We start from the raw sequence: 26556 nt of genomic DNA on the forward strand, positions 1-26556 counted from the left end.
GTCAAAAAATATCAGACGAAGCTCTGCGCGAGCGAGCCGAGCAGCAACTGCCAGCCGTCGACGAGCACGAACAGCATCAGCTTGAACGGCAGCGAAATCGTCGCCGGCGACACCATCATCATGCCCATCGACATCAGCACGCTCGCGACCACCATGTCGATGATCAGGAACGGAATGAAGATCGTGAAGCCGATCGTGAAGCCGGTCTTCAACTCGCTCGTCACGAACGACGGCACCAGCAGCGACAGCGGCACGTCTTCGGGCCCCTGCATCGGCGCCGCGTGCGAGATGCGCGCGAACAGCGCAAGGTCGCTTTCGCGGGTCTGACGCAGCATGAAGGTCTTGAACGGCGCGACGCCGCGCGCCACCGCCTGATCCATCGACATCGTGCCTTCGGAGAACGGCTTGTAACCTTCGTTATAGGCTTTATCGAGCACCGGCGACATCACGAACAGCGTCAGAAACAGCGCGAGACCGACGACCACCTGGTTCGGCGGCGTCGTGGTCGTGCCGAGCGCCTGGCGCAGCAGCGACAACACGATCACGATGCGCGTGAAGCTCGTCATCATCAGCACCATCGCGGGCAGGAACGACAGCATCGTGAGCAGCAGCATCGTCTGCACGCTCAGCGAGTAGGTCGTGCCGCCGTTGGGGCCGGGGCTCGTCGTGAACGCCGGCAGGCCGGCGGTTTGCGCGCAAGACAGCGTCGGCAGCGCGAACAGCAGTGCCGGCAGCGCGAGTTGAAGCGCTGCGGGGAGCACCCGCCCCGCACGGCGCGTAAGCGTGAAGAACCAAGCTGACTGCCTGAAACTGACCTGCATTACCGATCCCCGCCGCGGTGCGCGTTGAAACGTTTGCCCACTTCGCCTTTCAGGGCGTCGCGAAAGCGTTGACCAAAAGTGCCGGAAAGCGGTGCCGGCGAAGCGGCAACCGTATCGGCCGCGACGGAACCCGCCGGCATCGTATGCAGCAGCCGCACGTTGCCGGGCGCGGCGCCGAGCACGAGCCACGTATCGCCGATCTCGACGACCGCGACGCGTTCCTTGCCACCGAGCGAAGCGCCGCCGACCGTCTTCACAAGACCGCCGCGCTGGCCCGGTTGCAGGCCGAAGCGTCGCGCGAGCCACGCGCAGCCGAACACGAGGCCGATCACGACCGCGAGCCCCACGAAGGTTTGCAGGACCGCGCCGACGCCGAGCGCCGGCACCGCGCTACCCGCGCCGACACCGGAGGCGATCTTCGCGGCGTTGTTGACCGCGTTCATGTCGGCGGCGTGCGCGACGGTGGACGCGAAAAACGACGCGAGCAGCACCCCGCGCGCTGCCAAACGTTTCATCGATTGAGTTTCCGGATGCGTTCGGACGGCGTGATGATGTCGGTCAGCCGGATACCGAACTTGTCGTTGACGACCACCACCTCGCCCTGCGCGATCAGGCAGCCGTTGACGAGCACGTCCATCGGCTCGCCGGCCATGCCGTCGAGTTCGACGACCGAGCCCTGCGCGAGCTGCAGCAGATTGCGGATCGCGATCTTGGTGCGGCCGAGTTCGACCGTCATCTGGACGGGAATGTCCAGGATCATGTCGATGTCGTTGTGCGTCGAGGTCGGCGCGGCCTTCGACAGCGGCTGGAACACGGCGCCCGCGGCCGGGTTGATTTCGTCGTTGCCGTTCTGCTCGGCGAGCGCGCTTGCCCAGTCGGCCATCGCCGCGTCGTCTTCCGCGGCGGACAGCTCGCCGGCGGCGAGTTGCTCGGCCGCCGCGAGATCGGTCTCGGGCTTTGCGTTCAGGTCACTCATATCCACCTTCCTTCATCGTGTCGGCTGCGCTGATCATCTTCTGGACCCGCAACGCGTACTGACCATTGAAAATTCCGTAGCCGCATTCCATCACCGGCACGCCGTCTACTTTCGCGGTGATGTGCTCGGGGATGTTGATCGGCAGAACATCGCCTTTGCGCATGTTCAGGATCTGTTCGAACGTGACCGGCACCTGCGCGAGATCGGCGCTCAGCTGCACTTCGGCGGCCTGCACCTGCTGCGACAGCACGCGCACCCAGCGTCGGTCGACGTCCATCGCCTCGCCCTGGATCGGCGACGAGAGAATGTCGCGGATCGGCTCGATCATCGAGTAGGGCATGCAGATGTGCAGCGTGCCGCCCGTCGAGCCGAACTCGATCGAGAACTGCGTGACGATGACGATTTCGTTCGGCGTCGCGACGTTGGCGAACTGCGTGTGCATTTCCGAGCGCACGTATTCGAACTGCAGCGGACGCACGCTCTTCCATGACGCCGCGTAGTGCTCGAACGTCAGATTGAGCAGCTTCGTGATGATGCGCTGCTCGGTCTGCGTGAAATCGCGTCCTTCGACGCGCGTATGGAAACGGCCGTCGCCGCCGAACAGGTTGTCGACCACGAAGAACACGAGATTCGGATCGAACACGAACAGCGACGTGCCGCGCAGCGGCTTCACGTGGACCAGGTTCAGGTTGGTCGGGATCGGCAGGTTGCGCGTGAACTCGCTGTACTTCTGCACCTTCACCGGGCCGACGGAAATTTCCGCCGAGCGCCGCATGAAGTTGAAAATGCCGACGCGCAACAGGCGCGCGAAGCGGTCGTTGATGATTTCGAGGCCCGGCATCCGGCCACGGACGATACGTTCCTGCGTCGCGATGTTGTACGGGCGCACGCCCGTGCGGTCGTGTTGCTCGGATTCCGTGTCGGATTCGCCGGTGACGCCCTTCAGAAGGGCATCGACCTCCTCCTGGGACATGAACTCTTCGTGGCCCATTGCTTATTCCTCGTGCGTCCCTTGGCGATTGATGATGGCAGCGCTTGACAACGTCACGTCACTGCACGACGAATTCGGTGAACAGCACGTCCTGCACGCGGATCGGTGCGACGCCCTTGTCGATCGGCTCGGTGATCAGCGTCTTCAGCTCTTCGGCGAGCGCGCGCTTGCCTTCGAGCGGCGCGAGTTCTTCGGGGTGCTTGTTCGACAGGGCGAGCAGGATGCGGCTGCGCACTTCCGGCATGTGATCGGTGAGCGCCTGCTGGGTGGCGGCATCGCCGAGCTTGAGCGTGAGGCCGATGCGCAGGAAGTGTTGCTGGCCGTCGTCCGATTGCAGGTTGACGGTCATCGATTCGAGCGGGAAGAACAGCGGCACGGCGGATTGCGCCGGCGCGGCTTCGGCCGATACGGCGACGGGTGCGCGCTTCGACATGAAGAACCACACGCCGGCACCGGCAGCGCCCGCGGCGATCAGCGCAATGAGGACGATCAGGATGATGCGCTTCATGGGGCCCGGCGAGGCGGGCGCGGCTTGTTGCGGGGCGGTCGTGGTTGCCATTTGGTTTGCCAGCTTGTTGCTGGCCTAGTAAGGGTTAGGGTGATTGTTGTTGATTTGCCTGCGGCGCTATGGGTCGAAAAGAAGGGCTATTTCTGGCTATTTCTGGCTGTTTCTGGTTTTTGGGTTTTTTTTTGTCGTTGTTCTGGCTTTTTTGGCCTTTCCTTGCTTTGTTATCGGTCTATTAGCGTTGCCCCTGTGCGGGGCGGGGCTTTTTTCGTTGTTCTGGCTTTGTTGGCCTTTCCTTGTTGTCTTATCGGTCTATTAGCGTTGCCCCTGTGCGGGGCGGCACCTACTTTCTTTGCTGCTGCAAAGAAAGTAGGCAAAGAAGACAGCTCAAACCGCCAACTCTTAAGCGGGTCCCTCGGTCCGCATGAGGTAGTGGTGCATCTGGAATCCGTGCCCTCGCACATTCGGCGCCAGTGACAAGGCAGTCATTCTTCCGGCGGCGCTACGCGCGCCGAAACCCCGTTCAAAACCCACTGGTGGTTTCGGCGCATCGCCGAGGCGCCGCCGACGGCCCCCGCTGCGCGGGCAAAACCATTGGTTTTCCTGGCAGACCCGTCCGCGACGCACGTAGTGCGGAGTGGGAGGGATGACGGCTTTGTCACGAACGGGGAATGTGCGGCGGCCCGGATTCCAGATGCACCACTACCCCTTCCAAGCCAGGGGACCCGCTTAAGAGTTTGCGGTTTGAGCTGTCTTCTTTGCCTACTTTCTTTGCAGCAGCAAAGAAAGTAGGTGCCGCCCCGCACAGGGGCAACGCTAATAGACCGATAACAAAGCAAGGAAAGGCCAACAAAGCCAGAACAACGACAAAAAAGCGCCCCGCCTCGCTTCAGGCAAACGTATCGACCAATCCAACCTGCTGCCGCACGGCAACACTACCGATGGCATCGCTGGAGCTGTCCCCTGCAAGGGCACCACCCCCACCACTACCCCTCTTCCCATTCCCCCCACCCGCGCCAGCGCTCTGCTGTTGTTGCCCGCTCTGCCGCGCAAACCCATCACTCACACTTGCACTGCCGAGCCCAATCCCATTCGACTCCATCGCCTCGCGAAGCTTCGGCAACGCCGCCTCGACCGCCTCCCGCACCGACTGGTGCTGCGAAACGAACAGCGCATGCGCATGGTTTTCCGCCACCTGCAACACGACCTGCAACGGCCCCAGATCCTTCGGATTGAGCGTCAGCTCAGCACTCTGCGAATGCGCATTCGACAAAAACACCACCTTCTGGCTCAGCGCGTCTTCCCAGTCGCTCGTGCCGACCTGCGGCGTCAACGCATTCGCGGCGGCGGCCGCGCTCGCATTGCCCGTACTCTGCGCTGCCGCCGTCGTGCTCGCGGCGTTCGCTGCCGCCTGCGTCGCGGCCAGCGCGGCGTTCGCCGAGTCGGACGCGCTGCGCGCCGAGGCGAGGTTGTCCGCCTGGCCGCTCGTCGCAGCCGCGGCGCTCAACGCATCGGCGGCCGACTTCGCTGCCGACGGATCGGCCAGCGCGGTCGCGGCGGCCGTCGCCGTCGACGTCGTGTGGGTCGTCGAGGCACCCTTGCCGTTGCCGAACAGGCCGCTCGCGAGCGTCTTGTCGGCCGACGTGCCGTTCAGGCCGTTTTTCGTGCTGCCCAAGCCGCCCGCCGTGCTCGACACGCTCGCGGCTTTTGCGGCCGCGCCGGCAGCAAGCGCGGCCGCGGGCACCGCGCCCTGGCCGCTCGACAGCGCGGACAGCGCACTCTGCAACGCATCCTGCAGCGACTTCGGATCGAGCGCGCCTTTCCTGCTTGCCGCGGTGGCCGCGAGCGCGCTCGTGGCCGTACCGGCCAGCGCGCTCACCGCATCGGCGGCGGAACTCGCGGCATCGGTCGTGGTGCTGGCGTTCGAGTCGGCGTTGTTGGCGACGGCCTGTGCCTGCGCTTGCGCCTGAGCCTGGGCGGCAGCCGCAGCGGCGGCGAGCGCGCCAGCGTCGGTTTGCGCCTTGGTGTCTTTCTGCCTGGCTTGCGTCGCGGTCGTCTGGCTGTTCGATGTCTGCTGCGTCGGTGTCGTCGACGCCGTGGACGACGGCGATGACGCGCTGCTGCTGGCCGCGTTGCTCGTTGTGCCGTTGCCGTTCTGGCTGCCGCTCGCGCTCTGCTGCGAGGAAGCGGGCGGCGGCGCACTGGGCGCGCTCGGCGCCGAGGCATGCGACGCCGTCGCTGAACTGGTCTGCTGTTGATTCGCGCTGTTCTGCTGGTCGATGCTTTGCTGCAAGGTCTGCGCGAACGGGCTCGAGCCCGCGGCGTTCGCGGACGCGCTGCTCGACCCATTGCCGCTCGTCTCGAGCAGCGTGCTCAGTTGGGAGCCGATCTGTGAAAGAAGCGACATAAAGAATCCTGTGAATCGGTCGAACGGGTGTGCCGTCAGGCTTTGGCCGCGAGGCAAGGCCTCACGCGCCGTCGGCTCGCATGCGCAGACTCCGCGCCGCATATTCGTCGGCGTCGCGCTGTTCGCGCCGCGCCGCAACCTTCGCCTCGGCCGCCTCGCCGCGCGCCTGCAGCACTTCGTACGAGCCGAGCTTCTGCTTGTGGCGCTGCCAGTCGGGCTTCGCCGCCTCGAGGCGCGCGCTCGCCGCCGCCAGCAGGCTGCGCTGCTGCTCGATCGCGGCATCGAGCGTGTCGATGAACGCCTGGAAGTTGCGCATGTTGCCGGCCGGCATGCCCGACTGCGCGCTCTCCATGAAGCGTGCGTAGTATTCGTCGCGGTACTGCACGAGCGCATCGAGTTGCGCCTGTACGTCGTTGCGCTCGCGCTGCGCGCGGCCGAGCCGCTGCGCGGCGGCGTCCACGTCGTCCTGCGCGAGACCGATCAGCGTCTTGATCGGAAAATGTTTCGACATCGTCAGCCTCCTCGGCCCCAGGGTCTGTTTACATATGGAACGCACGTGCGTTGCCGCGAGAAGGGCCGCTCGCAAGGACTGCGACGCCGCGAATACTCGACGTATTCGCAAGGAGCATGACGCAGCGAGCGGCCCTTCTCGCGGCAACCCCAGTTCTGAATTTCATTCCAGGGGAATGCCCGCTATCGGCCGCATGGCGGCGTCGTGCGTCGCTCACGTGGCGCGGCCACGCAGCGCTCCTTACTCCTTGCCCTGCGGCCGATAGCGGGCATTCGCACGTGCGTTCCATATGTAAACAGACCCTAGGCAAACAGCGCGTTCAGCATGTCGATGCTCGGCTGGAAGTTCGCGCACTCGCGAAAGCCTTGCTGCAGGAACGCTTCCATCCGCGGATACAGCGCGATCGCGCGATCGAGCACCGCGTCGCGCCCGCTCGAATACGCGCCGACGTTGATCAGATCGCGGTTACGCTGATAGCGCGACAGCATCTGCTTGAACATACGCGTTTTATTCAGATGGTTATCGTCGATCAGCGCGGTCATTGCCCGGCTAATCGACGCTTCGATATCGATCGCAGGGTAGTGGCCGGCTTCGGCGAGCGAGCGCGACAGCACGATGTGGCCGTCGAGAATCGCGCGCGCCGAGTCGGCGATCGGGTCCTGCTGGTCGTCGCCTTCGGTGAGCACCGTGTAGAACGCGGTGATCGAGCCGCCGCCCGCCGGTCCGTTGCCGGTGCGCTCGACGAGCGCCGGCAGCTTCGCGAACACCGACGGCGGATACCCCTTGGTCGCGGGCGGCTCGCCGATCGCGAGCGCGATCTCGCGCTGCGCCATCGCGTAACGGGTCAGCGAATCCATTAGCAGCAGCACGTGCTTGCCCTGGTCGCGGAAGTATTCGGCGAGCGAGGTCGAGTACGCGGCGGCCTGCATCCGTAACAGCGGCGACACGTCGGCCGGCGCGGCGATCACGACCGAGCGCGCCAAACCTTCCTCGCCGAGAATCTGTTCGATGAACTCCTTCACTTCGCGGCCACGTTCGCCGATCAGGCCGATCACGATCACCTCGGCGCTGGTGTAGCGCGCCATCGTGCCGAGCAGCACCGATTTACCGACGCCCGAACCCGCGAACAGCCCCATCCGTTGACCACGACCGACGGTCAACAGCGAGTTGATCGCGCGCACGCCGACGTCGAGCACCTTGTGAATCGGCTCGCGATTGAGCGGATTGATGACCGGCGCGGACAGCGGCGCGTCCCTTTGCGTGCCGAGCGGGCCGAGCCCGTCGAGCGGACGGCCCGATGCGTCGAGCACGCGGCCGAGCAATTCCCAGCCGACCGGCAGACGCTTCGCGCCCGCGAGCGGGTCGGCGATCGGCGCGCTTTCGAGCGGAAAGACCCGCGCGCCGGGCAACAGGCCGATCACTTCGGTGGTCGGCATCAGGAACAGCTTGTCGCCGGAGAAGCCGACCACTTCGGCTTCGGCCATCGGCAGCGAACTGCCGGGCGGCAACTCGATCATCACTTCGGCGCCGACCGACAGGCGCAGGCCGACCGCTTCGAGCACGAGGCCGGCCGCGCGTGTGAGACGCCCGCACGCGCGCAGCGGCTTCGCGATCGCGTTGCGCGCGCGCAGCGCGTCGAGCTGGCCGCGCCATGCCTGCATGTGGGGATTGATGTCGAGCGCGGGATCGTAGGACGGCGCGTGCGCAGCGTGAGCGGCGCAAGCACTGCGCGCGGCGTGGTCCGTCGCGGCGGACTCGCGGCTCGCCGCCGCGCCTGTCGCCGGATGTGCGCTCGCAGGAGCGTGCCATGCCGCATCCGGGGGCTCCGGAATACCGGCCGACTCGACATCGGCCAGCGCCTCGGCGCCGAACGACGCCAAGGCGAGCTCGCGTTCGAGCGGCGTCAGATCGCTCGCGCGGATCTCGTCGAGCGTCGGCTTCACCACGTGCTCACCTTGCCGAGCGCGGCGGCGACGCGCTGCCAGCGCGTGTCGATGCCCGCGTCGACCTCGCCGGTGCCGGCCTGCGCGCGGCAACCGCCACGCTCCACCGATGCGTCGGTGCGCACGGTCCAGCCGCGCGTTTGCAATTCATCGAGCAGATACGCCTCGACGACCGGCAGATCGGCGGGACTCACGATCAGCGCCGGTGCGCCGGCGAGCGCGGGCTCGGCCGCGAGTACCTCGCGCGCGGCCGCGATCAGTGCGGTCGGGTCGTGCTGCACGTGCTGGCGCACGACCTGCTGCGCGATGTCGAGCGCGAGTGCGATCAGCGTTTCGGAGATCGCGTGCTGCGCGCCATCGAGCGCGCTCTTGAAGGTTTCGGCGAGCGCGGCAAGCCGCATCGCTTCCTCGCGCGCCTCGGTCTGGCCTTGCGCGAAACCCTGCGCGTGCCCCTGGTCATAGCCCGCCTGATAGCCGAGCGCCTGGCCGGCCACATGACCGGACGCGACGCCTTGTGCATGCGCGGCTTCGCGGCGGTGCTCGAGTTCGGCTTCGAACGCGCGCTCGTCGAACTCGGGTTCGGCCGGCGGCGGCGCCGGTGGAGCCGGGTCGAACGACGCCATCTCCCAGCGCTGGTAGGCCGAGAGGCTTTCCTTTGCCGGGGCGTTCGGATCAGACATAGGCATCTTCCGCCTTGCCGCCTAGAACGATCTGTCCGCTCTCGGCCAGGTTGCGCACGATCTGCAGGATGCGGCGCTGCTGCGTCTCGACTTCGGACACGCGTACCGGGCCGCGCGCGTCGAGGTCTTCGGCGAGCAACTCGGCCGCGCGCTGCGACATGTTCGACAGGAACTTCTGACGCAGCGCGGGCGCCGCGCCCTTCAGCGAGATGATCAGCGCTTCGGATTCGACTTCCTTCAGCAGCAGCTGGATCGCGCGGTCTTCGAGGTCGAGCAGGTTCTCGAACACGAACATCTGGTCGATGATCTTCTGCGCGAGCTCGGCGTCGTACTGGCGCACGTTTTCGATGACGCCTTCCTCGTGGTTGCTCGACATGAAGTTCAGAATCTCGGCGGCCGTGCGGATACCGCCCATCGGGCTGCGCTTCAGGTTGTCGCTGCCGGACAGGAGGCCGGTCAGCACGTCGTCGAGCTCGCGCAGCGCGGCCGGCTGGATGCCGTCGAGCGTCGCGATCCGCAGCAGCACGTCGTTGCGCAGCCGGTCCGTGAAACAGCCGACGATCTCCGAAGCCTGATCGCGGTCCAGATGCACGAGGATCGTCGCGATGATCTGCGGATGCTCGTTCTTGATCAGTTCCGCGACCGCCGCCGAGTCCATCCACTTCAGGCCTTCGATGCCGCTCGTGTCGCTGCCCTGCAGGATCCGGTCGATGATCGCGCCGGCCTTGTCGTCGCCGAGCGCCTTGGTCAGCACCGAGCGGATGTAATCGCTCGAATCGAGCGACATGCCGGTGTGCTGCTCGGCCTCGCGCACGAACTCCTGCAGCACCTCGTCGACCTGCTCGCGGGTGACGTTCTTCAGCGCGGCCATCGCGACGCCGATTTTCTGAACCTCGCGGGGGCCCAGAAACTTGAATACCTGCGCCGCCTCTTCCTCGCCGATCGACATCAGCAGCAGCGCGCTCTTCACTACGCCTTCAGCGCTCATCGGACACCCAGTTCTTGACGACGGTTGCTACGATCTTCGGATCCTGACGCGCGATGCTGCGCGCGAACTCCAGGTTCCGCTCGTATTTGTGCTTCGCGTTTTCGAGCGCGAGCTGCTCGCTATCCGCTTCGATTTCGACCACCGCGCCATCGCGCTCCTCGGCCGGGATGCCGTCGAGCAGCATCGGTTCGTCGGGCGCCATCAGCGCGGCAACCGGCTCGGGCGGCGGCGGGAAGGCGCGGCGCAACGCCGGCTTCACCATCACGAAGTAGAGGAACAGGGCCACCGCGCCGATGCCGAGGTACGTCGCGATCTGCTTGTACAGCGCGAGCATGTCGGGCGTGCGCCACCACGGCAGGTCGGCGTTCGGGTCGAGCTCGGTGGTAAACGCGCTGTTGACCACGTTGACCGAGTCGCCGCGCGACGCGTCGAAGCCCATCGCGTCCTTCACGAGCTGGGTGATCTGCGCGAGCTTGTCGGCGCTGACCGGCTGCATCGTCACGTGACCCTTCGGATCGACGACCCGCAGATAATTGACGACCACCGCGACCGACAGCCGGCGGATGCCGCCCATCGGCTGGTCGACGTGGCGCACGGTCTTGTCGAGCTCGTAGTTGGTGGTCGAATCCTTGTGATCGCTGACCGGCGTCGTGGTGACCGAGCTCGCGCCGTTGCCGGCCACGATCGGCGCGGAGGCCGGCTGCGGCGGCTGGTTCGACAGCGCGCCCGGCACCCCCGAGGCGCCGCCTTGCGACATTTCGGTGGCGCTGCTCTGCTGCTGGCTGCGGATCGCGGCCTGCTGCGGATTGCCGTTCGGGCCGTACTTTTCCGAGGTCTGCTCGCTGTGCGAGAAGTCGATGTCGGCGCTGACCTGCGAGCGCGCGTTGCCGGCGCCGAACAGCGGCGCGAGGATCGTGTCGATGCGCTGCTGGGTGTTGCGCTCGATCTGCTGGCGGAACTTCAGCTGGGTCGCATCGAGTCCGCTGCCATTGGTTGGCTGCGTGAGCAGGTTGCCGTCCTGGTCGAGGATCGTCACGCCGCGCACCGGCATTTCCGGCACCGCCGAGGCCACCATGTGCGTAATCGCGACGACCTGCCCTTCGTCGAGCACGCGGCCCGGGTACAGGTTCAGGAGCACCGCCGCCGACGGCGCTTCCTTGTCGCGCACGAACACGCTCGGCTTCGGAATCGCGAGATGCACGCGCGCCGATTTGACGCTCGAGATCGCTTCGATCGTGCGTTCGAGTTCGCCTTCGAGCGCGCGCTGATAGTTGATCTGCTCGTCGAACTGGCTAATGCCGAATTTCTGGTTGTCCATCAGCTCGAAGCCGACCGAGCCACTCTTCGGCAGCCCCTGCGATGCGAGGCGCAGGCGCATCTCGTGGACCTGCTCGGCCGGCACGAGGATCGCGCTGCCGCTTTCGGACAGCTTGTACGGAATGTTGGCCTGCTGCAGCGCGGTGATGATCGAGCCGCCGTCGCGGTCGGACAGATTGCTGTAGAGCACCTTGTAGCTGGGCGCGCGCGACCACAGGAACAGGCCGGCGACGACCGCCACCAGCAGCGCGACCGCGAACACGAGCGGCGCGCGCGGGTTGCCGCGCATCTGCGCGAGTCCGGACAGACGCTGGCCGAAATTGCCGCCGATACCTCCCAGGCCGCCGAGGCCACCGAGGTCGGCAGTGCCGCCGGCCTGGCCGCTACCGGCCTGACCGGCAGCGGGCTGCGCGCCGGCGAGCCCCATACGGGCATCGGGGTTGATCAACGAGTTGGCTGACGAATCCATGCGTCGGGTTTCTCCGGGGAATGCCTTGGCGTTCTGTCGTGATGCCGCGCCGGGGCTGGGCGGACGGACAGAGACTTTCACTTTTGAAATTATCCGCAGCGCCGCTCAACCCGATTGCTTGAATAGAGCCGGGTTTCCCCTCTAGTTTCGGGACTTTCCGCGAGGAGCCGCTGCTATGCTTTCGTCCAGATCGGTACACCGTCCGGCGGTCCGATCGCACATCCAACGGAGAAAACATGACCATGCCCGTGAACGCGCTATCGTCGGCGCTGCAACAGATGCAGGCGATGGCGGCGCAGGCGGCTGGCGACGCGACCCCAGCGGCGGAGCAATCCGGCGCGGCGACGCCCACCAACTTCGCGGCGGCGCTGAAGGCTTCGCTCGACAAGATCAGCGGCGACCAGCAGAAGGCGATCGGCGAGTCGCAGGCGTTCGAGCTGGGCGCGTCGAACGTGTCGCTGAACGACGTGATGGTCGACATGCAGAAGGCCAACATCGGCTTCCAGTTCGGCCTGCAGGTGCGCAACAAGCTGGTCGCCGCGTACAACGACATCGCGCAGATGTCGATCTGAGCGGGATCGCGCGTGTCCGCCTGAAGGACTGCCTGAAGGACTGCCTGAAGGACCGCCTGAAGGTCCACACGAGTCCCGTCCGACGATCCGGCATGCCGCTGCCGGCGCTTGCGCCGGCGGCTTCGTGCCGTGTTTCCGGTGCCCGCCCAGCGGCGCTTTCGATCCTCCTTACGCCGGACTAAAGCTTTGTCGTCGCGCATCCGATAACCCAATTACAGGTCAGCGAGCGGCGCGTCGACGCGCCGCGCGGCCACGCCACGACTTAACCGCAGCCAGTATAAGAGGAGGAGCGCCGATGTTTTCCCAAGGGCACGCTGGAGCCAACGCGTATGCGCGTGTCGGTATCGAGACATCCGTGATGGGCGCAAGTCCGCATCGTCTGATCGTGTTGCTGTACCAGGGCGCACGCCAGGCGATCGCGCAAAGCCGCATGCATTTGCAACAGGGCAACGTGGCCGAGCGTGGCATGGCGATCAGCAAGGCGATCCGGATCATCGAAAGCGGGCTGCAGCAGTCGCTCAACCTCGAGGTGGGCGGCGAAATCGCCGAACGGCTCAATGCTTTGTACGACTATATGGCGCGTCGACTGTTGCAAGCCAATATCAATCAGAGCGAGGCGATGCTCGTGGAGGTGGACCGTCTGCTCGCGACGCTCGAAGAGGCATGGATCGGGATAGCCCCGGAGATCGCGCGGATGGCAGCACAGCCAGCCGCGGAAAGCCTGAGATGACATCGAACACAGAATATTTTGCCCGCTACGAGGCGATCGCGGCGCTGTCCTGCCGCATGCTGATGGCGGCCCGTCGTGCACTGTGGAACGACCTGGTGCACTTGCAGGAAGAGTATCGGCAACTGGTCGAAGCGCTGCGCGAAGCCGACGTGGGCGTCAAGCTCGACGAGGCCGAACGCCTGCGCAAGTACACGCTGATCCGCCAGATCCTCGCCGACGACGCCGCGATCCGCGACCTCGCGAATCCGTGCATGGCGCATCTGTCGGCGCTGTTCGCCGGCCGGTCGACGCGCGTGCTGAAGGAGTTGTACGGGGCGCGCTGAGCGCGAGCGGGCGCGCGCGTGAGCTGGCGGCACGCCGCACGCGTCTGAAGGATCGGAGCAATCAGAGCATCGCGCGCGTTGCCGCCGATGCGACCAAGGAACCGGCATGAACGGAATCGATTCGGCCCTCGCTTCGGTGCTGTCGAGCCGGATCGACAGCCTGCTCAGCATCGCGCCGGGAACCGCGACCACCTCGCAGACCGGCGCGGCCGGCGTCGATGCCGCGGTTCCTGCCGCGCCTGCGAACGTGACGCCCGCGCCCCAGTCGTCCGCGCAAACCGCGCTCTCGGCCGTCGCGCTGACGCTGAATGCGATTGCGCACTCAGGCGGCGAGGCCACACCGGCGGTGCTCGGCCGCGCGCCGATCTGGGCGGCCGCGCCGGCGCTCGACGTCGCCATCGAAAGCTTGCCGCTGACCGATGCGGCGGGTGCCGCGACAGTCAATTTCGCTGCCGGCGATGCCGCCGCTGCTGCCAGCACCAATACCAATCCCAACGCTGCCGCCAACGCAACCGCGGCCGCCACCGCGAGCGTGGCGGCGACCGAAGTGCCGGTCGCGGCGCTCGCGGCCGCGCTGCAACAGACGGTCGCCGACAGCGGCCTGTTCTACGAGGCGCATCTCGCGGCGTGGCTGGTCGGCCAGCGTTCGCCGGCCCAACTGGCGAACGAGGCGCAGAACCAGCTCGTCGCAGATTCTCAATTGCCTCCCGACTGGAGCGCCGACGCTGGCGACGCGAGCGCGCGGTCCGCTGCGGCGAACGGAGCCCCCGAGGCAACGCCACGCGGCACGCCGAACGTTGCCGAGAACAACCCTGCCATCCACGCGATGCCGTCGATCCTGACCGCGCAGGCCGCGCGACTCGTCGCGGGCGAGCTGCTGGCCAGCTCGGTGTCCGACCTGAATGGCCAGTCCACACACGCGGGGCTGCACAGCGCGGTGTCTCAGGCGGCCGATGCCGGCTCGTCGCAGGGCGCGCAGGCGATGGCGGCGGCGGTGCATCCGGCGACGGTGCCGCTCGTGCGCCAGCAGCTCGATCTGCTTGCGACCGGACAGTTCCGCTGGACCGGCGAGGCGTGGCCCGGCGCGCGTCTGGACTGGACGATCGAGCAGGATGGCGACGAATGGGACCGCAGCGGCGGCGGCCTCGCGAGCGAGGACGACCAGCCGTGGCGCACGCGCCTGACGCTGTCGCTGCCGACGCTCGGCACCGTCGATGCCGAACTGACGCTGACCGGCACGCGGCTGACCGCGCGCGTGCAGGCGAGCCCGCGGGGCGCCGCGCGGCTCGCGATGCAGGGGGACGGTTTCCGTCAGCGGCTCACGGCGGCGGGGCTCGAGTTACAGGGATTGACGATTCGCGAGATCGGCGGCGGTGTGCCTGGTACCACCGCGGCGGGCGCCTCGGCGGCGGGTGCGCAGGCCGCGGGCGCGTATGCACGGTCGGCGTCGGCGGCTGTGGCCGCGTCGACGGCGTCGGGCGCCGCATCGCGCGACGACCTCGATTGGGATATCTGATGAGCCGCACCCAACGTCGCAGCGCGGCTGCGCTTGTTTATGACGCTCATGGAGGCGAGCCCGCTCCGCGTGTGGTCGCCAAGGGGTATGGGCTGCTCGCTGAGATGATCGTGCAGCGCGCGAAGGAGGCTGGGCTCTATGTGCATGAGGCGCCCGAGATGGTGTCGCTGCTGATGCAAGTCGATCTGGATGCGCGGATTCCACCGCAGCTTTATCAGGCTGTCGCCGAGTTGCTGGCCTGGTTGCATCGGCTCGAGAGTGGGGTTGATGCTGAGACGGGCAATGGCGCTGGCGCGCCGGATGTGGTTGATGTTGTTGCTACGGATGTGCCTGGCGGCGCTAGTACTGTGGATCACTGAAGGGGTGTGTTTGCCCTTTGGCAGGGCGGGGCGCTTTTTTGTCGTTGTTCTTTGCGGTGTTGGCCTTTCCTTGCTTTGTTATCGGTCTATTAGCGTTGCCCCTGTGCGGGGCGGCACCTACTTTCTTTGCTGCTGCAAAGAAAGTAGGCAAAGAAGACAGCTAAAACCGCCAACTCTTAAGCGGGTCCCTCGGTCTGCATGAGGTAGTGGTGCATCTGGAATCCGTGCTCCCGCACATTCCGCGCTTGTGACAAGGCTGTCATTTTTCCGGCGGCGCTACGCGCGCCGAAACCCCGTTCAAAAACCACCGGTTATTTCGGCGCATCGCCGAGGCGCAGCCGAATTGGTTTCCCTGGCAGACCCGTCCGCGACGCACGTAGTGCGGAGTGGGAGGGATGACGGCTTTGTCACGAACGGCGGAATGTGCGAGAGCACGGATTCCAGATGCACCACTACCCCCTCCAAGCCAGGGGACCCGCTTAAGAGTTTGCGGTTTGAGCTGTCTTCTTTGCCTACTTTCTTTGCAGCAGCAAAGAAAGTAGGTGCCGCCCCGCACAGGGGCAACGCTAATAGACCGATAAGTCAGCAAGGAAAGGCCAACAAAGCCAGAACAACGGAAAAAGGTGCCGCCCCGCACAGGGGCAACGCTAATAGACCGACAAGAAAGCAAGGAAAGGCCAAAAAAGCCAGAACAACGACAAAAAAGGCCTCACCCCGCCCAGGGGCAAAATCAAAACCTCATCATCAACTTCAACACCGCGTTCACGCGTCTCCCGTACGGTGGCGAAATCAACCCGCGCGCATTCAAGCGCGCCTGCACGAGCACGGGCTTCATCTTGGAAAAAGTAACGAACCCCTCGTACCCGTGGTACGCCCCCATCCCACTCGCCCCGACCCCGCCGAACGGCAAACTCTCACATGCCAGATGCATCAGCGTCTCGTTAACCGCCATGCCGCCGGCGATCGTTTCATGCGTGACACGCTCAATCGTCCGCGCATCGTCGGCATAGAGATAAAGCGCCAGCGGCCGCGGCCGCGCATTGATACACGCGATCGCGTCGTCGAGCGTGTCGTACGGCACGAGCGGCAACAGCGGCCCGAAAATCTCCTCCTGCATCAGCGCGCATTCGTCCGGCGCGCCAGTCACGGCGATCAGCGGAAAGCGCCGGCTCCCCGCGTCGGGCGTCGCGTTGGTCAGCGCATGCAATTGCGCGCCCGCAGCCCGCGCTTCGTCGGCGAGACGTTCGAGCCGCTCGAAGTGCCGCGAAGAAATGATCGACGTGTAATCCGGGTTCTGCGCGAAGTCCGGATACATCCTCGCCATCCGCACGCGCGCCCGTTCGATGAACGCCTGCTCCTTGCCGCGCGGCACCAGCACGTAGTCGGGCGCCACACAGGTCTGCCCCGCGTTCAGTGTCTTGCCGGCGATCAGATTGTCGACCGCGTTGTCGAAACGCGCATGCGCGCCGATCAGCGCCGGCGACTTGCCGCCGAGTTCGAGCGTGACCGGCGTCAGATGCTCGGCCGCCGCGCGCATCACTTCGTGACCGACCTTCGTCGAGCCGGTAAACAGCAGATGATCGAACGGCAGCGCGCTGAACGCGGCCGCGAGCGCCGCATCGCCGTTGACGACCGCGACGTGAGTGCGCGCGAACGTCTGACCGATCAGCAGCTCGAATAGCGCCGAGGTGCGCGGCGTCAGCTCGGACATCTTGATGATCGCGCGATTGCCGGCCGTCAGCGCGCTGATCAACGGCCCGACCGCGAGCAGCACCGGATAATTCCACGGCACGATGATGCCGACCACGCCGAGCGGCTGCGGCACCACCTTCGCGCGCGCCGGCAGCAGCCACTTGTTGGTGCGGCGGCGCTGCGCTTTCATCCAGCGCTTGCCGTGACGCAACGCGGCGTCGATCTCTTCCTTCACGAGCAGGAATTCGGCGAGCAGCACTTCTTCCTTCGCGCGATTGCCGAAGTCCGCGTGCATCGCGTCGGCGAGCGCGTCGCGATTGTCGAGCATCAGCTTGCGCAGCGCACGCAGATGCGTCGCGCGCGTGTCCCACGACGGATAGGGCGCGCGCAGATACGCATGACGTTGATCGCGCAACAGCGCTTCGAGCGCGGCGACCTCCGGCACATCGTTCTTCATGTGAGTCCACTCCCAGATGGATGACCGTGCGCGTCGAGCGCACTTATATTGGTTTGAGGTTGAGTCGGAGTTGCGAGCGGTGCGCTCGGGGTTTGCGTGCCCGCCGCGTTTACGCGGGAAAGGCGCGCTCGACGATCGCCGCGTGATCGAACGTGGCCGGCAGCGTGCCGTACACGCGGCCGCTTTCGCCGCAGCCGTCGGCGAGACGCGTCGCGATGAACGCGTCGGCGACCCCGGCGGGCGCGTGCTGCGCGAGCAGCGTCGCCTGCGCGATCAGCACGATCTGCTGCGCGATACGTCGCGCCGACGCCTCGCGCGGTTCGGCCGGTCCGTTCAGCGTCGCGGCGAGGCGCGCGAGTGCCGCGCCCAACGCCGGATGCGCGCGCGCGACGTCCTGCCAGGCGGCGAACAGCGCTTGCGCGGCCTGCGGCTCGCGCTCCATCGCGCGCAGCACGTCGAGGCACATCACGTTGCCCGAGCCCTCCCAGATCGAGTTGACCGGCGCCTCGCGATAGAAGCGCGCCATCGGCCCGGTTTCGACGTAGCCGTTGCCGCCCCAGACTTCCATCGCCTCGCCGGTGAATTCGAGCGCGCGCTTGCAGACCCAGTACTTCGCGGCAGGCGTAACGATGCGCCGCCAGGCGCGTTCGGCCGATGAAGCCGACGACGCGTCGGCGGATTCCTCGAACGCGCGCGCGAGACGCATGAACAGCACCGTAGCCGCTTCGGATTCGAGCGCGAGATCGGCGAGCACGTTGCGCATCAGCGGCTGCTCGGCAAGGTGCCGGCCGAACGCGCTGCGATGCCGCGCATGATGGACCGCCTGCACGAGCGCGGCACGCATCAGCGCGGCGCTGCCGATCACGCAGTCGAGCCGCGTGTAGCTCGCCATTTCGATGATGGTCGGCACGCCGCGTCCTTCGTCGCCGATCATCACACCGTACGCGTCGAGAAATTCGACTTCGCTGCTTGCGTTGGAGCGATTGCCGAGCTTGTCCTTCAGACGCTGGATCTGCACCGCGTTCTTGCTGCCGTCCGGCGCGAAGCGCGGCACGAAAAAGCACGACAGCCCCTCGTGCGTGTCGGTGCGCGCGAGCACCAGATGCGCGTCGCACTGCGGCGCCGAGAAGAACCATTTATGACCGACGAGCCGGTAGGCGCCGCCGCGTCCGCCGGCACCGTCGAACGCATGGGCGCGCGTCCGGTTGCTGCGCACGTCGGAGCCGCCCTGTTTCTCGGTCATGCCCATGCCGATCATCGCCGAGCGCTTTTGCGTGAGCGGCACGTCGCGCGGATCGTGCTCGCGTGTGTACAACTGGTCGCGCAGCGTGCCGAATAACGTGGATTCGCGCTGCAACACCGGAATGCTCGCGAATGTCATCGTCAGTGGGCACAGCGAGCCGGATTCGATCTGCGCATGCATGAAGTAGCCGGCGCAGCGCGCGACCATCGCGCCGCTTCGCGGCTCGGCGAACGGCAGCGCGTGTAGCCCTTCGCGGCGCAGCAGCGCGAGCAGTTCATGCCACGCGGGATGGAACTCGAGCGCGTCGATGCGCTCGCCGCGCGGACTATGCGTGACCAGCTCCGGCGGATGGCGGTTGGCGAGCTCCGCGAGCGCGAGCGTGTCGGGTGTCGTCAGCGTCGCGCCGTGTCGCAGCAGCGCCTCGCGATGCCAGCTCGCGCCGTCGCGATCGACGGCCGCGCTCAAAGCGGCGTCGCTCGCGAACAGGTTGTAGTCCGCGAGCGGCGGTGCCTGATTCGTCACCTCGTGAGTCTGGCCGAAGCCGTGCCGTTCCATCTGCTGTCTCCGTGCTTTCGCTATTGTGCGCCGCTTTGCCGACGGCATCCGCGATGCGCTTCGTCGCATCTGTTCGAGCGCCGCGCGTGATGCCGCATGCCGGAAGGAGGGCGCGCGTCGCGCCATGTCTGGAAGCCGCGCGCGGGCCGTGCGCGCCTTTCATCATAGGGGCGCGCTGCCGCCGGCGTTTAGAGGAATCGTTCTGTCAGGGACCCGCCGCAGCCCCAATACGCTCCCTACAATGCGCAGAAAACACACGTAGACAAGTGTGCACGAGACAGGGTCCGCGAGCCACGCGGCCCATCAGGAGGAGCGCATGCAATACGACTACATCGTCGTCGGTGCAGGCTCGGGCGGCTGCACGCTCGCGAGCCGTCTGGCGGATAGCTGTCCCGACGCGACCATCGCGCTGATCGAGGCCGGTCCGCATACCGCGCGCAATCTGTTGGTGAACATGCCGGTCGGCGTCGCGGCCGTGGTGCCGAATAGACTGAAGACCAACTACGGCTACCTGACCACGCCGCAGCCGGGGCTCGCCGGTCGCCAGGGCTATCAGCCGCGCGGACGCGGTTTCGGCGGATCGAGCGCGATCAACGCGATGATCTACACGCGCGGCCATCCGCTCGATTACGACGAATGGGCGCGGCTCGGCTGCGAGGGCTGGTCGTGGGCCGAGGTGCTGCCGTATTTCCGCCGCGCCGAAGACAACGAGCGCGGCGCCGATGCGTGGCATGGCGAGGCCGGTCCGCTGACCGTGTCCGATCTGCGCTTCAGGAATCCGTTTTCCAGGCGCTTCGTGCAGGCCGCGCTCGAAGCGGGCTACCAAGCGAACGACGACTTCAACGGCGCGGACCAGGAAGGCATCGGCTTCTATCAGGTCACGCAACGTGACGGGCGCCGTTGCAGCGTCGCGCGCGCGTACATCTACGACCGGCCGCGCGCGAACCTGCACACGATGGCCGACGCGACCGTGCTGCGCGTCGTGTTCGACGGCAAGCGCGCGAGCGGCGTCGAAATCGTGCGCGCCGGCCGCACCGAAACGCTCGCGGCGCGCGCCGAGGTCGTGCTCGCCGCTGGGGCGTTCAACTCGCCGCAACTGTTGATGTGCTCGGGCATCGGGCCGGCCGCGCATCTGCGCTCGCTCGGCATCGAGGTGCTGCACGATGCGTCCGAGGTCGGCCAGAACCTGATCGATCACATCGATTTCACGATCAACAAGCGCGTGAGGTCGATCGAGCCCACCGGTTTCTCGGTGCGCGGCATCGCGCGGATGCTGCCGCAATTCGTGACCTTCATGCGACACGGGCGCGGCATGCTGTCGAGCAACGTCGCCGAGGCGGGCGGTTTCCTGAAGAGCCGGCCGACGCTCGCGCGGCCCGATCTGCAACTGCATTTCTGCGCGGCGATCGTCGACGATCACAACCGCCATATGCACTGGGGCCACGGCTATTCGCTGCATGTATGCGTGCTGCGTCCGCATAGCCGCGGCACCGTGACGCTCGCAAGCGCCGATGCGCGTGCCGCGCCGCTGATCGATCCGCGCTTTCTGAGCGATGCGCGCGATCTCGATCTGCTCGTCGAGGGCGCGAAGATGGCGCGGCGCATTCTCGGCGCGCCGTCGCTCGCGCTGCATGGCGGCGAGGAGTTGTACACGCGGCCAGGGCAATCGGATGCGGAACTGCGCCAGACGATCGCCGAGCGCGCGGACACGATCTATCACCCGGTCGCGACCTGCCGGATGGGCGGCGACGCGCGCTCGGTCGTCGATCCGCAATTGCGCGTGCGCGGCGTGACGGGGTTGAGGATCGTCGATGCGTCGGTCATGCCGACCCTGATCGGCGGCAACACCAATTCGCCGACGGTGATGATCGGCGAACGGGCGGCGGAGTTGATCGCGACGAGCCGGCGAGACGGAGCGGGGAGGTCGGCGACGGTGACGCCCCCGAACCCAGGTGGCACGCCGGCGCAGGCGGTTTGATCGCCGTTTGCGAGGAGGTCGGCAAACGCGAGCGGCGTAACGCGGCCGGCGGCCGGCCGCCGCCCGTCACTCGCCCGAGGGTGGCAGAGCTCCTTGCGGCGCTGTGATTCCGTTAAAGCCGATCCCCGGTCCGAGTATGAAATCGTCGCTGGCGTGTGTCGGCAGCGTTTCGCGCGCGACGTCGAGCCACGCGCGCGCCGCGTGCGACAGATAGCCGTTGCGGCGCCAGCCGATCGCCATCTCCCAAGGGATCTCCGGTTCGACGACCGGGCGGCAGGTGAACTGCGCGGGATCGAGCCGCCGGCAATAGGGCGCGGGCAGCAGCGCGATGCCGACGCCAGCCAGCACCAGCGCCGCCATGAAGTCCCAATGCGCGCTGCGTCCGACGATCGCGGGCGCAAATCCCGCCGCGCGACATGCGTTCAACACGACGTCGTTCAGCGCGAGGCTTTCGCCGTAAAACACGAACGGCTCATCGGCGAGTTGGGCGAGCGGCACCTCGTTCAACGCATCCCAGCGCGAGCCGGCGCGCGCGACGAGCCACAACAGCTCGCGCGACATCGGCAGCACGTCGATGTTGTCGGGGTCGACCGGCTGCAGCACACCGCCAAGTTCCAGCTCACCGTTGATCAGCGCGGCTTCGATCGCGCGCGAGCCCTGCTCGAACAGCTTCAGCTCGATCTTCGGATAGCGCTGGCGGAACGCGGCGATTGCGGGGGTGAAGAGCGCACCGCCCATCGGCGGAATGCCGATTGCCAGTTCACCGCGCCCGAGCGTGTCGAGATCGTTCAGCTCGGCCTGCAGTTGTGCGTGCGCGGCGAGCACGTCCTGGCCGCGCTGATAGACGATCCGGCCCACGTCGGTGAGAACCATCTGGCGGCCGTCGCGCAGCAGCAGCGGCGAGCCGATTTCGTCTTCCAGCGACTTGACCATCTTGCTGATGGTCGGCTGCGTGACGAACATCTGCTCAGCGGCGACGGTGAAGCTTTGCTGACGGACCACTTCGACGAAATAGCGCAGCGCGCGGAGTTCCATGAGCGTGGTCTCCAGAATTCCAGTTTGGAATGATTTCGATGATTGTAAGTCATTTTGTTTATGGCGCGGCGGGCCCCATACTAAGTACCTTCCACGCCAGCCAGGGGATGTCATGTCCGCGCCAGTTTTCGCCCGTTCCGTGCGTCCCGCCGGTGGCGGCTCGAGTGGGGACGCGGGTGGCTTCGGCCGTGTCGCACGCATCGCCGTGCAAAGCGCCGCGATCGCGGCGCTGTGGATTGGCGCCGATTTCATCGTGCGGCGGCTGCATCTGCCGGTGCCGGGCGGCGTGGTCGGCCTCGCCGTACTGCTCGCGCTGCTGTTCTGTGGCGGTATCGCGCCGCGCTGGGTCAAGGCCGGTGCGGACTGGCTGCTGTCCGACATGCTGCTGTTCTTCATTCCGGCGGCGGTCGCCGCCGTGCAATACGGCGGCCTGTTCCGCGCGGACGGCTGGCGCCTCGCGCTGGTGGTGATCGCCGGCACCCTGATGGTGATGGTCGCGGTGGCGTTCGCTGTCGATCAGGCCGCGCGCGTCGAACGGCGTTTCGCGCTGCGCCGCGTGCAGGTTGCGCGTAAGGCAGGCAGTCTGTCGCGCGAGCGCCGATGAACCCGCTCCCGTTTGCTTCGCTGTTGGCCGACGACGCCTCGCGCCTGATCGCGGCCGGCTGCCTCGTACTGACGATCGCGCTGTACTTCGCGTCGACGGCGCTGTATGCGCGCGTGCGCTCGCCGTGGCTCACGCCGATGCTGACGGTGCCGGCCGCGCTCGTCGCGCTCGTCGTATTCGCGCACATTCCGTATTCGCTTTACTTCGAGGACACGCGCTGGCTGATGTGGCTGCTCGGCCCCGCGACGGTCGCGTTCGCCGTGCCGATCTACGAGTACCGCGCACTGTTGAAGCGCCACTGGATCTCGCTGTCCGTCGGCGTGACGGTGGGCATTCTGGTCGGCGTCGGCGGCTCGCTGATGCTCGCGAAGCTGCTGCACCTGTCGCCGGACTTGCAGCGCAGCCTGATGACGCGTTCGGTGTCGACGCCATTCGCGCTCGCGGTGTCCGACAGGATTCACGCGCCGAAGGACCTGACCGCGCTGTTCGTGATCGCGACCGGCGTCTGCGGCATGCTGTTCGGCGAAATCGTGCTCGCGTTCGTGCCGCTGCGCACGCGGCTCGCGCGCGGCGCGCTGTTCGGTGCGGCCGCGCACGGCGTCGGCACCGCGAAGGCACGCGAGCTCGGCAGCGAGGAGGGCGTAGTGTCCAGCCTGACGATGATGATCGCCGGTGTCGCCATGGTGCTGCTCGCGCCGATGCTGGGGCTGCTGCCGATCTGAACCAGCGCGCTGCCGCACCATCCGGCGCGCGCCGAAGTCACCTCGATTTGCTACAATCGCCGTTCGTCTTCGAGGAGCGTTGCGACGGGTACCGCGAATCCGCATTCGCCGGCCGCCCGCCAGGCTCGAAGGCTTCAATTGGCAGCATGGAATGCGCATCGCGCGAATCCGAACGCTGCCTCAAACCGCGCTCACGTCACATTTCTAGTCAATTTCTTAGAAAGGAGGGCGTGATGAACGCCGCAGTCATCGATTCCCAGAAGCTGGATTACGTTGTCGCCGACATGTCGCTCGCCGCTTGGGGCCGCAAGGAACTCACGATCGCCGAGACCGAAATGCCCGGCCTCATGCAAACCCGTGATGAGTACAAGGCGCAGCAGCCGCTGAAGGGCGCGCGCGTCGCCGGTTCGCTGCACATGACGATCCAGACCGGCGTGCTGATCGAGACGCTGACCGCGCTCGGCGCGGACGTACGCTGGGCCTCGTGCAACATCTTCTCGACTCAGGACCATGCCGCCGCCGCGATCGCGCAGGCCGGCACGCCGGTGTTCGCGTTCAAGGGCGAATCGCTCGATGAATACTGGGAGTTCTCGCACCGCATTTTCGAATGGCCGAACGGCGAGTTCGCCAACATGATCCTCGACGACGGCGGCGACGCGACGCTGCTTCTGATCCTCGGTTCGAAGGCCGAAAAAGACCGCTCGGTGATCGCCAGGCCGACCAACGAAGAAGAAGTCGCGCTGTACAAGTCGATCGCCGCGCACCTCGAGATCGACCCGACGTGGTACTCGAAGCGCCTCGCGGCAATCAAGGGCGTCACCGAAGAAACCACCACCGGCGTGCACCGTCTGTACCAGATGGAAAAGGAAGGCCGCCTGCCGTTCCCGGCCATCAATGTCAACGACTCGGTCACGAAGTCGAAGTTCGACAACCTGTATGGCTGCCGCGAGTCGCTCGTCGACGGCATCAAGCGCGCGACCGACGTGATGATCGCGGGCAAGATCGCGGTCGTGGCCGGTTACGGCGACGTCGGCAAGGGCTGCGCGCAATCGCTGCGCGGTCTGGGCGCGACCGTGTGGGTCACCGAAATCGATCCGATCTGCGCGCTGCAAGCGGCGATGGAAGGCTACCGCGTCGTGACGATGGAATACGCGGCCGACAAGGCCGACATCTTCGTGACCGCGACCGGCAACTACCACGTGATCAACCACGATCACATGAAGGCGATGCGTCATAACGCGATCGTCTGCAACATCGGCCACTTCGACTCGGAAATCGACGTCGCGTCGACCCGTCAGTACCAGTGGGAAAACATCAAGCCGCAAGTCGACCACATCATTTTCCCGGACGGCAAGCGCGTGATCCTGCTGGCCGAAGGCCGCCTCGTGAACCTCGGCTGCGCGACGGGCCACCCGTCGTTCGTGATGTCGAACTCGTTCACGAACCAGACGCTCGCGCAGATCGAACTGTTCACGCAGGGCGCGAAGTACGAAAACAAGGTGTACGTGCTGCCGAAGCATCTCGACGAGAAGGTCGCGCGTCTGCATCTGGCGCGCATCGGCGCGAACCTGACCGTGCTGTCCGACGCGCAGGCCGGCTACATCGGCGTCGACAGGAACGGTCCGTTCAAGCCGAACCACTACCGCTATTAAGCACGCGGCCGTCCGCGGCTCGATGCGCGCGTTCGCGCGCCCGGCCACGCGGGCGGCGGTAAAAGCTTGACGGTCCGATCCCGGGGCGGCGCGCAATGCGCCGCTTTGTTCGCCAGCGCGGCTTTTCGTTTGCTGGACATCTTCTCCGCACAGGTGCTTACAAGGAGTTCTACATGACCGTGCTGCTGACCTGGCTCATCAACGCGCTCGCGCTGCTGATCATCACCTACATCGTTCCGTCGATCCATATCCGTAGTTTCGGTACCGCGCTGATCGTCGCGATCGTGCTCGGCCTCATCAATACGCTGCTGCGGCCGCTGCTGATCCTGCTGACGCTGCCCGTCACGATCCTCACGCTCGGACTCTTCATTCTGGTCGTCAATGCGCTGTGCTTCTGGCTGTGCGCGTCGCTGCTGAAGGGCTTCGAGGTGTCGGGTTTCTGGTCGGCGTTCTTCGGCTCGATCCTGTACAGCATCGTGTCGTGGCTACTGTCCGCGCTCATTTTCGGCAACCGCAGTCTCGGTTGACCTTTTTGACTATGAATCCGATCGAACTCTCATTCGAATTCTTCCCGCCGAAAACGCAGGAAGGCATCGACAAACTGCGCGCGACGCGCGCGGAACTCGTGCCGCTCAAACCGAAGTTCGTGTCCGTCACGTTCGGCGCCGGCGGCTCGACCCAGCAAGGCACGCTCGATACCGTCGTCGACATGGCGAAGGAAGGGCTCGAGGCGGCGCCGCATCTGTCGTGCATCGGCTCGTCGAAGGACAGCCTGCGCGCGATCCTCAACGAGTACCGCTCGCACGGCATCCGCCATATCGTCGCGCTGCGCGGCGATCTGCCCTCGGGCATGGGCGCGGTCGGCGAGCTGCGCTATGCGTCGGAGCTCGTCAGCTTCATCCGTGCCGAGTTCGGCGACTGGTTCTGGATCGAGGTGGCGGGTTATCCGGAATACCATCCGCAGTCGCGCTCGCCGCGTCACGATCTCGAAAACTTCGCGCGCAAGGTGAAAGCCGGCGCGAACTCGGCGATCACGCAGTACTTCTTCAACGCGGACGCGTACTTCCGTTTCGTCGACGATGCGCGCCAGCTCGGCGTCGACGTGCCGATCGTGCCCGGCATCATGCCGATCACGAACTTTTCGCAGCTGATGCGCTTCTCCGAAATGTGCGGCGCCGAAGTGCCGCGCTGGATCGCGCGCCGGCTGGAGAGCTTCGGCGACGACCGCGAGTCGATCCGCGCGTTCGGGCTCGACGTGGTGACGGCTCTGTGTCAACGGCTCGTCGATGCGAAGGTGCCCGGTCTGCACTTCTATACGCTGAACGCGGCCACGTCGACCAAGGCGATCTGCGAACGGCTCGCGGTGTAATTGCGATGCCCGCGCGGCCGCAACGGCCGCGCGGTCCCCGCCAGTCTGGCATGGGTCGCAAATTTGTCCCAAATAGCGTGGTAAGTCCCTGTTGAAGCTCATTTTTGGGCTGTCTATCATCGAAACGCAGCTAACCCGGCT

Annotated in this window: 26 protein-coding genes and 1 riboswitch; of the genes, 12 read left to right on the top strand and 14 right to left on the bottom strand. The window is 66.1% G+C overall.

What is annotated here, in order from left to right; genetic code table 11:
• Positions 1 to 11 precede the first annotated feature (11 nt).
• From fliP to fliL, 5 genes are read right to left on the bottom strand one after another with little or no spacing between them, the layout of a single operon-like run.
• Positions 12 to 821: a flagellar type III secretion system pore protein FliP gene (gene fliP / locus HDG37_RS23910; protein WP_184051830.1), complete on the bottom strand. Its 810-nt coding sequence runs from the start codon at positions 819 to 821 to the stop codon at positions 12 to 14.
• Positions 821 to 1336, bottom strand: a complete 516-nt coding sequence (gene fliO, locus HDG37_RS23915) for a flagellar biosynthetic protein FliO (protein ID WP_184051832.1) — start codon at positions 1334 to 1336, stop codon at positions 821 to 823. The genes fliP and fliO overlap by 1 nt, the downstream gene beginning before the upstream one ends.
• On the bottom strand, positions 1333 to 1797 hold the full coding sequence (fliN, locus tag HDG37_RS23920; RefSeq protein ID WP_018418752.1) for a flagellar motor switch protein FliN: 465 nt from the start codon (positions 1795 to 1797) through the stop codon (positions 1333 to 1335). The genes fliO and fliN overlap by 4 nt, the downstream gene beginning before the upstream one ends.
• The gene (gene fliM, locus HDG37_RS23925) at positions 1790 to 2788 is read right to left on the bottom strand and encodes a flagellar motor switch protein FliM (protein ID WP_184051834.1); all 999 of its coding nucleotides are present in this window, start codon (positions 2786 to 2788) and stop codon (positions 1790 to 1792) included. The genes fliN and fliM overlap by 8 nt, the downstream gene beginning before the upstream one ends.
• Before the next feature lie 58 nt (positions 2789 to 2846).
• Entirely contained in the window at positions 2847 to 3347 is a 501-nt protein-coding gene (gene fliL, locus HDG37_RS23930) for a flagellar basal body-associated protein FliL (RefSeq protein ID WP_184051836.1), read from the bottom strand.
• Positions 3348 to 3386: 39 nt separating this feature from the next.
• Here fliL and HDG37_RS23935 point away from each other — a divergent pair, with 39 nt between their 5' ends.
• On the top strand, positions 3387 to 3770 hold the full coding sequence (locus HDG37_RS23935; protein ID WP_184051839.1) for a hypothetical protein: 384 nt from the start codon (positions 3387 to 3389) through the stop codon (positions 3768 to 3770).
• Between the two features lie 412 nt (positions 3771 to 4182).
• Here HDG37_RS23935 and HDG37_RS23940 read toward each other — a convergent pair whose 3' ends face one another.
• The 6 genes from HDG37_RS23940 to fliF all read right to left on the bottom strand — a co-directional run bounded on the left by HDG37_RS23940 (position 4183) and on the right by fliF (position 11608).
• Positions 4183 to 5700, bottom strand: a complete 1518-nt coding sequence (locus HDG37_RS23940; RefSeq protein ID WP_184051841.1) for a flagellar hook-length control protein FliK — start codon at positions 5698 to 5700, stop codon at positions 4183 to 4185.
• Positions 5701 to 5761: 61 nt separating this feature from the next.
• Positions 5762 to 6211, bottom strand: a complete 450-nt coding sequence (gene fliJ / locus HDG37_RS23945) for a flagellar export protein FliJ (RefSeq protein WP_018418748.1) — start codon at positions 6209 to 6211, stop codon at positions 5762 to 5764.
• A 302-nt stretch (positions 6212 to 6513) separates the two neighbouring features.
• Positions 6514 to 8157 (bottom strand): flagellar protein export ATPase FliI, encoded by a 1644-nt coding sequence (gene fliI / locus HDG37_RS23950; protein WP_184051843.1) that lies wholly within the window; start codon positions 8155 to 8157, stop codon positions 6514 to 6516.
• Positions 8151 to 8840, bottom strand: a complete 690-nt coding sequence (fliH, locus tag HDG37_RS23955; protein WP_176078844.1) for a flagellar assembly protein FliH — start codon at positions 8838 to 8840, stop codon at positions 8151 to 8153. The genes fliI and fliH overlap by 7 nt, the downstream gene beginning before the upstream one ends.
• The gene (gene fliG / locus HDG37_RS23960) at positions 8827 to 9822 is read right to left on the bottom strand and encodes a flagellar motor switch protein FliG (protein WP_018418745.1); all 996 of its coding nucleotides are present in this window, start codon (positions 9820 to 9822) and stop codon (positions 8827 to 8829) included. Before fliG ends, fliH begins: the two co-directional genes overlap by 14 nt.
• Positions 9812 to 11608: a flagellar basal-body MS-ring/collar protein FliF gene (gene fliF / locus HDG37_RS23965; protein ID WP_184051845.1), complete on the bottom strand. Its 1797-nt coding sequence runs from the start codon at positions 11606 to 11608 to the stop codon at positions 9812 to 9814. The genes fliG and fliF overlap by 11 nt, the downstream gene beginning before the upstream one ends.
• A 236-nt stretch (positions 11609 to 11844) precedes the next feature.
• On the opposite strand from fliF, the gene fliE reads away from it, so the two are divergent.
• The 5 genes from fliE (at position 11845) to HDG37_RS23990 (ending at position 15108) form a co-directional block, all read left to right on the top strand.
• On the top strand, positions 11845 to 12180 hold the full coding sequence (gene fliE / locus HDG37_RS23970; protein ID WP_184051847.1) for a flagellar hook-basal body complex protein FliE: 336 nt from the start codon (positions 11845 to 11847) through the stop codon (positions 12178 to 12180).
• A gap of 295 nt (positions 12181 to 12475) precedes the next feature.
• Positions 12476 to 12910, top strand: coding sequence for a flagellar export chaperone FliS (fliS, locus tag HDG37_RS23975; RefSeq protein ID WP_090802543.1), 435 nt, complete (start codon positions 12476 to 12478; stop codon positions 12908 to 12910).
• Entirely contained in the window at positions 12907 to 13233 is a 327-nt protein-coding gene (locus HDG37_RS23980) for a flagellar protein FliT (protein WP_184051849.1), read from the top strand. Before fliS ends, HDG37_RS23980 begins: the two co-directional genes overlap by 4 nt.
• A gap of 106 nt (positions 13234 to 13339) precedes the next feature.
• On the top strand, positions 13340 to 14749 hold the full coding sequence (locus HDG37_RS23985) for a flagellar hook-length control protein FliK (protein WP_184051851.1): 1410 nt from the start codon (positions 13340 to 13342) through the stop codon (positions 14747 to 14749).
• The gene (locus HDG37_RS23990; protein WP_184051853.1) at positions 14749 to 15108 is read left to right on the top strand and encodes an EscU/YscU/HrcU family type III secretion system export apparatus switch protein; all 360 of its coding nucleotides are present in this window, start codon (positions 14749 to 14751) and stop codon (positions 15106 to 15108) included. Before HDG37_RS23985 ends, HDG37_RS23990 begins: the two co-directional genes overlap by 1 nt.
• Before the next feature lie 730 nt (positions 15109 to 15838).
• Here the strand turns inward: HDG37_RS23990 and HDG37_RS23995 are convergent.
• The gene (locus tag HDG37_RS23995) at positions 15839 to 17257 is read right to left on the bottom strand and encodes a coniferyl aldehyde dehydrogenase (protein ID WP_184051855.1); all 1419 of its coding nucleotides are present in this window, start codon (positions 17255 to 17257) and stop codon (positions 15839 to 15841) included.
• Between the two features lie 109 nt (positions 17258 to 17366).
• The gene (locus HDG37_RS24000; protein ID WP_184051857.1) at positions 17367 to 19055 is read right to left on the bottom strand and encodes an isovaleryl-CoA dehydrogenase; all 1689 of its coding nucleotides are present in this window, start codon (positions 19053 to 19055) and stop codon (positions 17367 to 17369) included.
• A 316-nt stretch (positions 19056 to 19371) separates the two neighbouring features.
• Here HDG37_RS24000 and HDG37_RS24005 point away from each other — a divergent pair, with 316 nt between their 5' ends.
• Entirely contained in the window at positions 19372 to 21033 is a 1662-nt protein-coding gene (locus HDG37_RS24005; protein ID WP_184051859.1) for a GMC family oxidoreductase, read from the top strand.
• A 66-nt stretch (positions 21034 to 21099) separates the two neighbouring features.
• Here the strand turns inward: HDG37_RS24005 and HDG37_RS24010 are convergent, their stop codons facing one another.
• Entirely contained in the window at positions 21100 to 22068 is a 969-nt protein-coding gene (locus tag HDG37_RS24010) for a LysR family transcriptional regulator (protein WP_090802554.1), read from the bottom strand.
• A 112-nt stretch (positions 22069 to 22180) separates the two neighbouring features.
• On the opposite strand from HDG37_RS24010, the gene HDG37_RS24015 reads away from it, so the two are divergent.
• The 5 genes from HDG37_RS24015 (at position 22181) to metF (ending at position 26415) form a co-directional block, all read left to right on the top strand.
• Complete coding sequence (locus HDG37_RS24015) at positions 22181 to 22672, top strand: CidA/LrgA family protein (protein ID WP_184051861.1); 492 nt, start codon at positions 22181 to 22183, stop codon at positions 22670 to 22672.
• On the top strand, positions 22669 to 23394 hold the full coding sequence (locus HDG37_RS24020; protein ID WP_184051863.1) for an LrgB family protein: 726 nt from the start codon (positions 22669 to 22671) through the stop codon (positions 23392 to 23394). The genes HDG37_RS24015 and HDG37_RS24020 overlap by 4 nt, the downstream gene beginning before the upstream one ends.
• Positions 23395 to 23459: 65 nt before the next feature.
• A riboswitch (S-adenosyl-L-homocysteine riboswitch) is annotated at positions 23460 to 23594 on the top strand.
• Positions 23595 to 23627: 33 nt separating this feature from the next.
• Positions 23628 to 25046: an adenosylhomocysteinase gene (gene ahcY / locus HDG37_RS24025; protein WP_184051865.1), complete on the top strand. Its 1419-nt coding sequence runs from the start codon at positions 23628 to 23630 to the stop codon at positions 25044 to 25046.
• Positions 25047 to 25219: 173 nt separating this feature from the next.
• A complete protein-coding gene (locus HDG37_RS24030; protein WP_090805530.1) occupies positions 25220 to 25573 on the top strand; it encodes a phage holin family protein in 354 nt (117 codons plus the stop codon).
• 11 nt (positions 25574 to 25584) lie between these two features.
• A complete protein-coding gene (gene metF, locus HDG37_RS24035; RefSeq protein ID WP_184051918.1) occupies positions 25585 to 26415 on the top strand; it encodes a methylenetetrahydrofolate reductase [NAD(P)H] in 831 nt (276 codons plus the stop codon).
• Positions 26416 to 26556: the final 141 nt, after the last annotated feature.

Source organism: Paraburkholderia sp. MM5384-R2 (genome assembly GCF_014201025.1).
Lineage (GTDB): Bacteria > Pseudomonadota > Gammaproteobacteria > Burkholderiales > Burkholderiaceae > Paraburkholderia > Paraburkholderia tuberum.

Bases quoted from the DNA above. Each gene is read 5' to 3' on its own strand.
- HDG37_RS24005 (WP_184051859.1), top strand. From the start codon at position 19,372: ATGCAATACGACTACATCGTCGTCGGTGCAGGCTCGGGCGGCTGCACG.
- fliP (WP_184051830.1), bottom strand. From the start codon at position 821: ATGCAGGTCAGTTTCAGGCAGTCAGCTTGGTTCTTCACGCTTACGCGC.
- HDG37_RS24020 (WP_184051863.1), top strand. From the start codon at position 22,669: ATGAACCCGCTCCCGTTTGCTTCGCTGTTGGCCGACGACGCCTCGCGC.
- fliS (WP_090802543.1), top strand. From the start codon at position 12,476: ATGTTTTCCCAAGGGCACGCTGGAGCCAACGCGTATGCGCGTGTCGGT.
- HDG37_RS23985 (WP_184051851.1), top strand. From the start codon at position 13,340: ATGAACGGAATCGATTCGGCCCTCGCTTCGGTGCTGTCGAGCCGGATC.
- fliL (WP_184051836.1), bottom strand. From the start codon at position 3,347: ATGGCAACCACGACCGCCCCGCAACAAGCCGCGCCCGCCTCGCCGGGC.
- HDG37_RS23980 (WP_184051849.1), top strand. From the start codon at position 12,907: ATGACATCGAACACAGAATATTTTGCCCGCTACGAGGCGATCGCGGCG.
- fliO (WP_184051832.1), bottom strand. From the start codon at position 1,336: ATGAAACGTTTGGCAGCGCGCGGGGTGCTGCTCGCGTCGTTTTTCGCG.
- HDG37_RS23940 (WP_184051841.1), bottom strand. From the start codon at position 5,700: ATGTCGCTTCTTTCACAGATCGGCTCCCAACTGAGCACGCTGCTCGAG.
- fliE (WP_184051847.1), top strand. From the start codon at position 11,845: ATGACCATGCCCGTGAACGCGCTATCGTCGGCGCTGCAACAGATGCAG.
- HDG37_RS23995 (WP_184051855.1), bottom strand. From the start codon at position 17,257: ATGAAGAACGATGTGCCGGAGGTCGCCGCGCTCGAAGCGCTGTTGCGC.
- HDG37_RS24015 (WP_184051861.1), top strand. From the start codon at position 22,181: ATGTCCGCGCCAGTTTTCGCCCGTTCCGTGCGTCCCGCCGGTGGCGGC.
- fliH (WP_176078844.1), bottom strand. From the start codon at position 8,840: ATGCCTATGTCTGATCCGAACGCCCCGGCAAAGGAAAGCCTCTCGGCC.
- HDG37_RS24010 (WP_090802554.1), bottom strand. From the start codon at position 22,068: ATGGAACTCCGCGCGCTGCGCTATTTCGTCGAAGTGGTCCGTCAGCAA.
- fliG (WP_018418745.1), bottom strand. From the start codon at position 9,822: ATGAGCGCTGAAGGCGTAGTGAAGAGCGCGCTGCTGCTGATGTCGATC.
- HDG37_RS24000 (WP_184051857.1), bottom strand. From the start codon at position 19,055: ATGGAACGGCACGGCTTCGGCCAGACTCACGAGGTGACGAATCAGGCA.
- HDG37_RS24030 (WP_090805530.1), top strand. From the start codon at position 25,220: ATGACCGTGCTGCTGACCTGGCTCATCAACGCGCTCGCGCTGCTGATC.
- ahcY (WP_184051865.1), top strand. From the start codon at position 23,628: ATGAACGCCGCAGTCATCGATTCCCAGAAGCTGGATTACGTTGTCGCC.
- HDG37_RS23990 (WP_184051853.1), top strand. From the start codon at position 14,749: ATGAGCCGCACCCAACGTCGCAGCGCGGCTGCGCTTGTTTATGACGCT.
- metF (WP_184051918.1), top strand. From the start codon at position 25,585: ATGAATCCGATCGAACTCTCATTCGAATTCTTCCCGCCGAAAACGCAG.
- fliN (WP_018418752.1), bottom strand. From the start codon at position 1,797: ATGAGTGACCTGAACGCAAAGCCCGAGACCGATCTCGCGGCGGCCGAG.
- fliF (WP_184051845.1), bottom strand. From the start codon at position 11,608: ATGGATTCGTCAGCCAACTCGTTGATCAACCCCGATGCCCGTATGGGG.
- fliJ (WP_018418748.1), bottom strand. From the start codon at position 6,211: ATGTCGAAACATTTTCCGATCAAGACGCTGATCGGTCTCGCGCAGGAC.
- fliM (WP_184051834.1), bottom strand. From the start codon at position 2,788: ATGGGCCACGAAGAGTTCATGTCCCAGGAGGAGGTCGATGCCCTTCTG.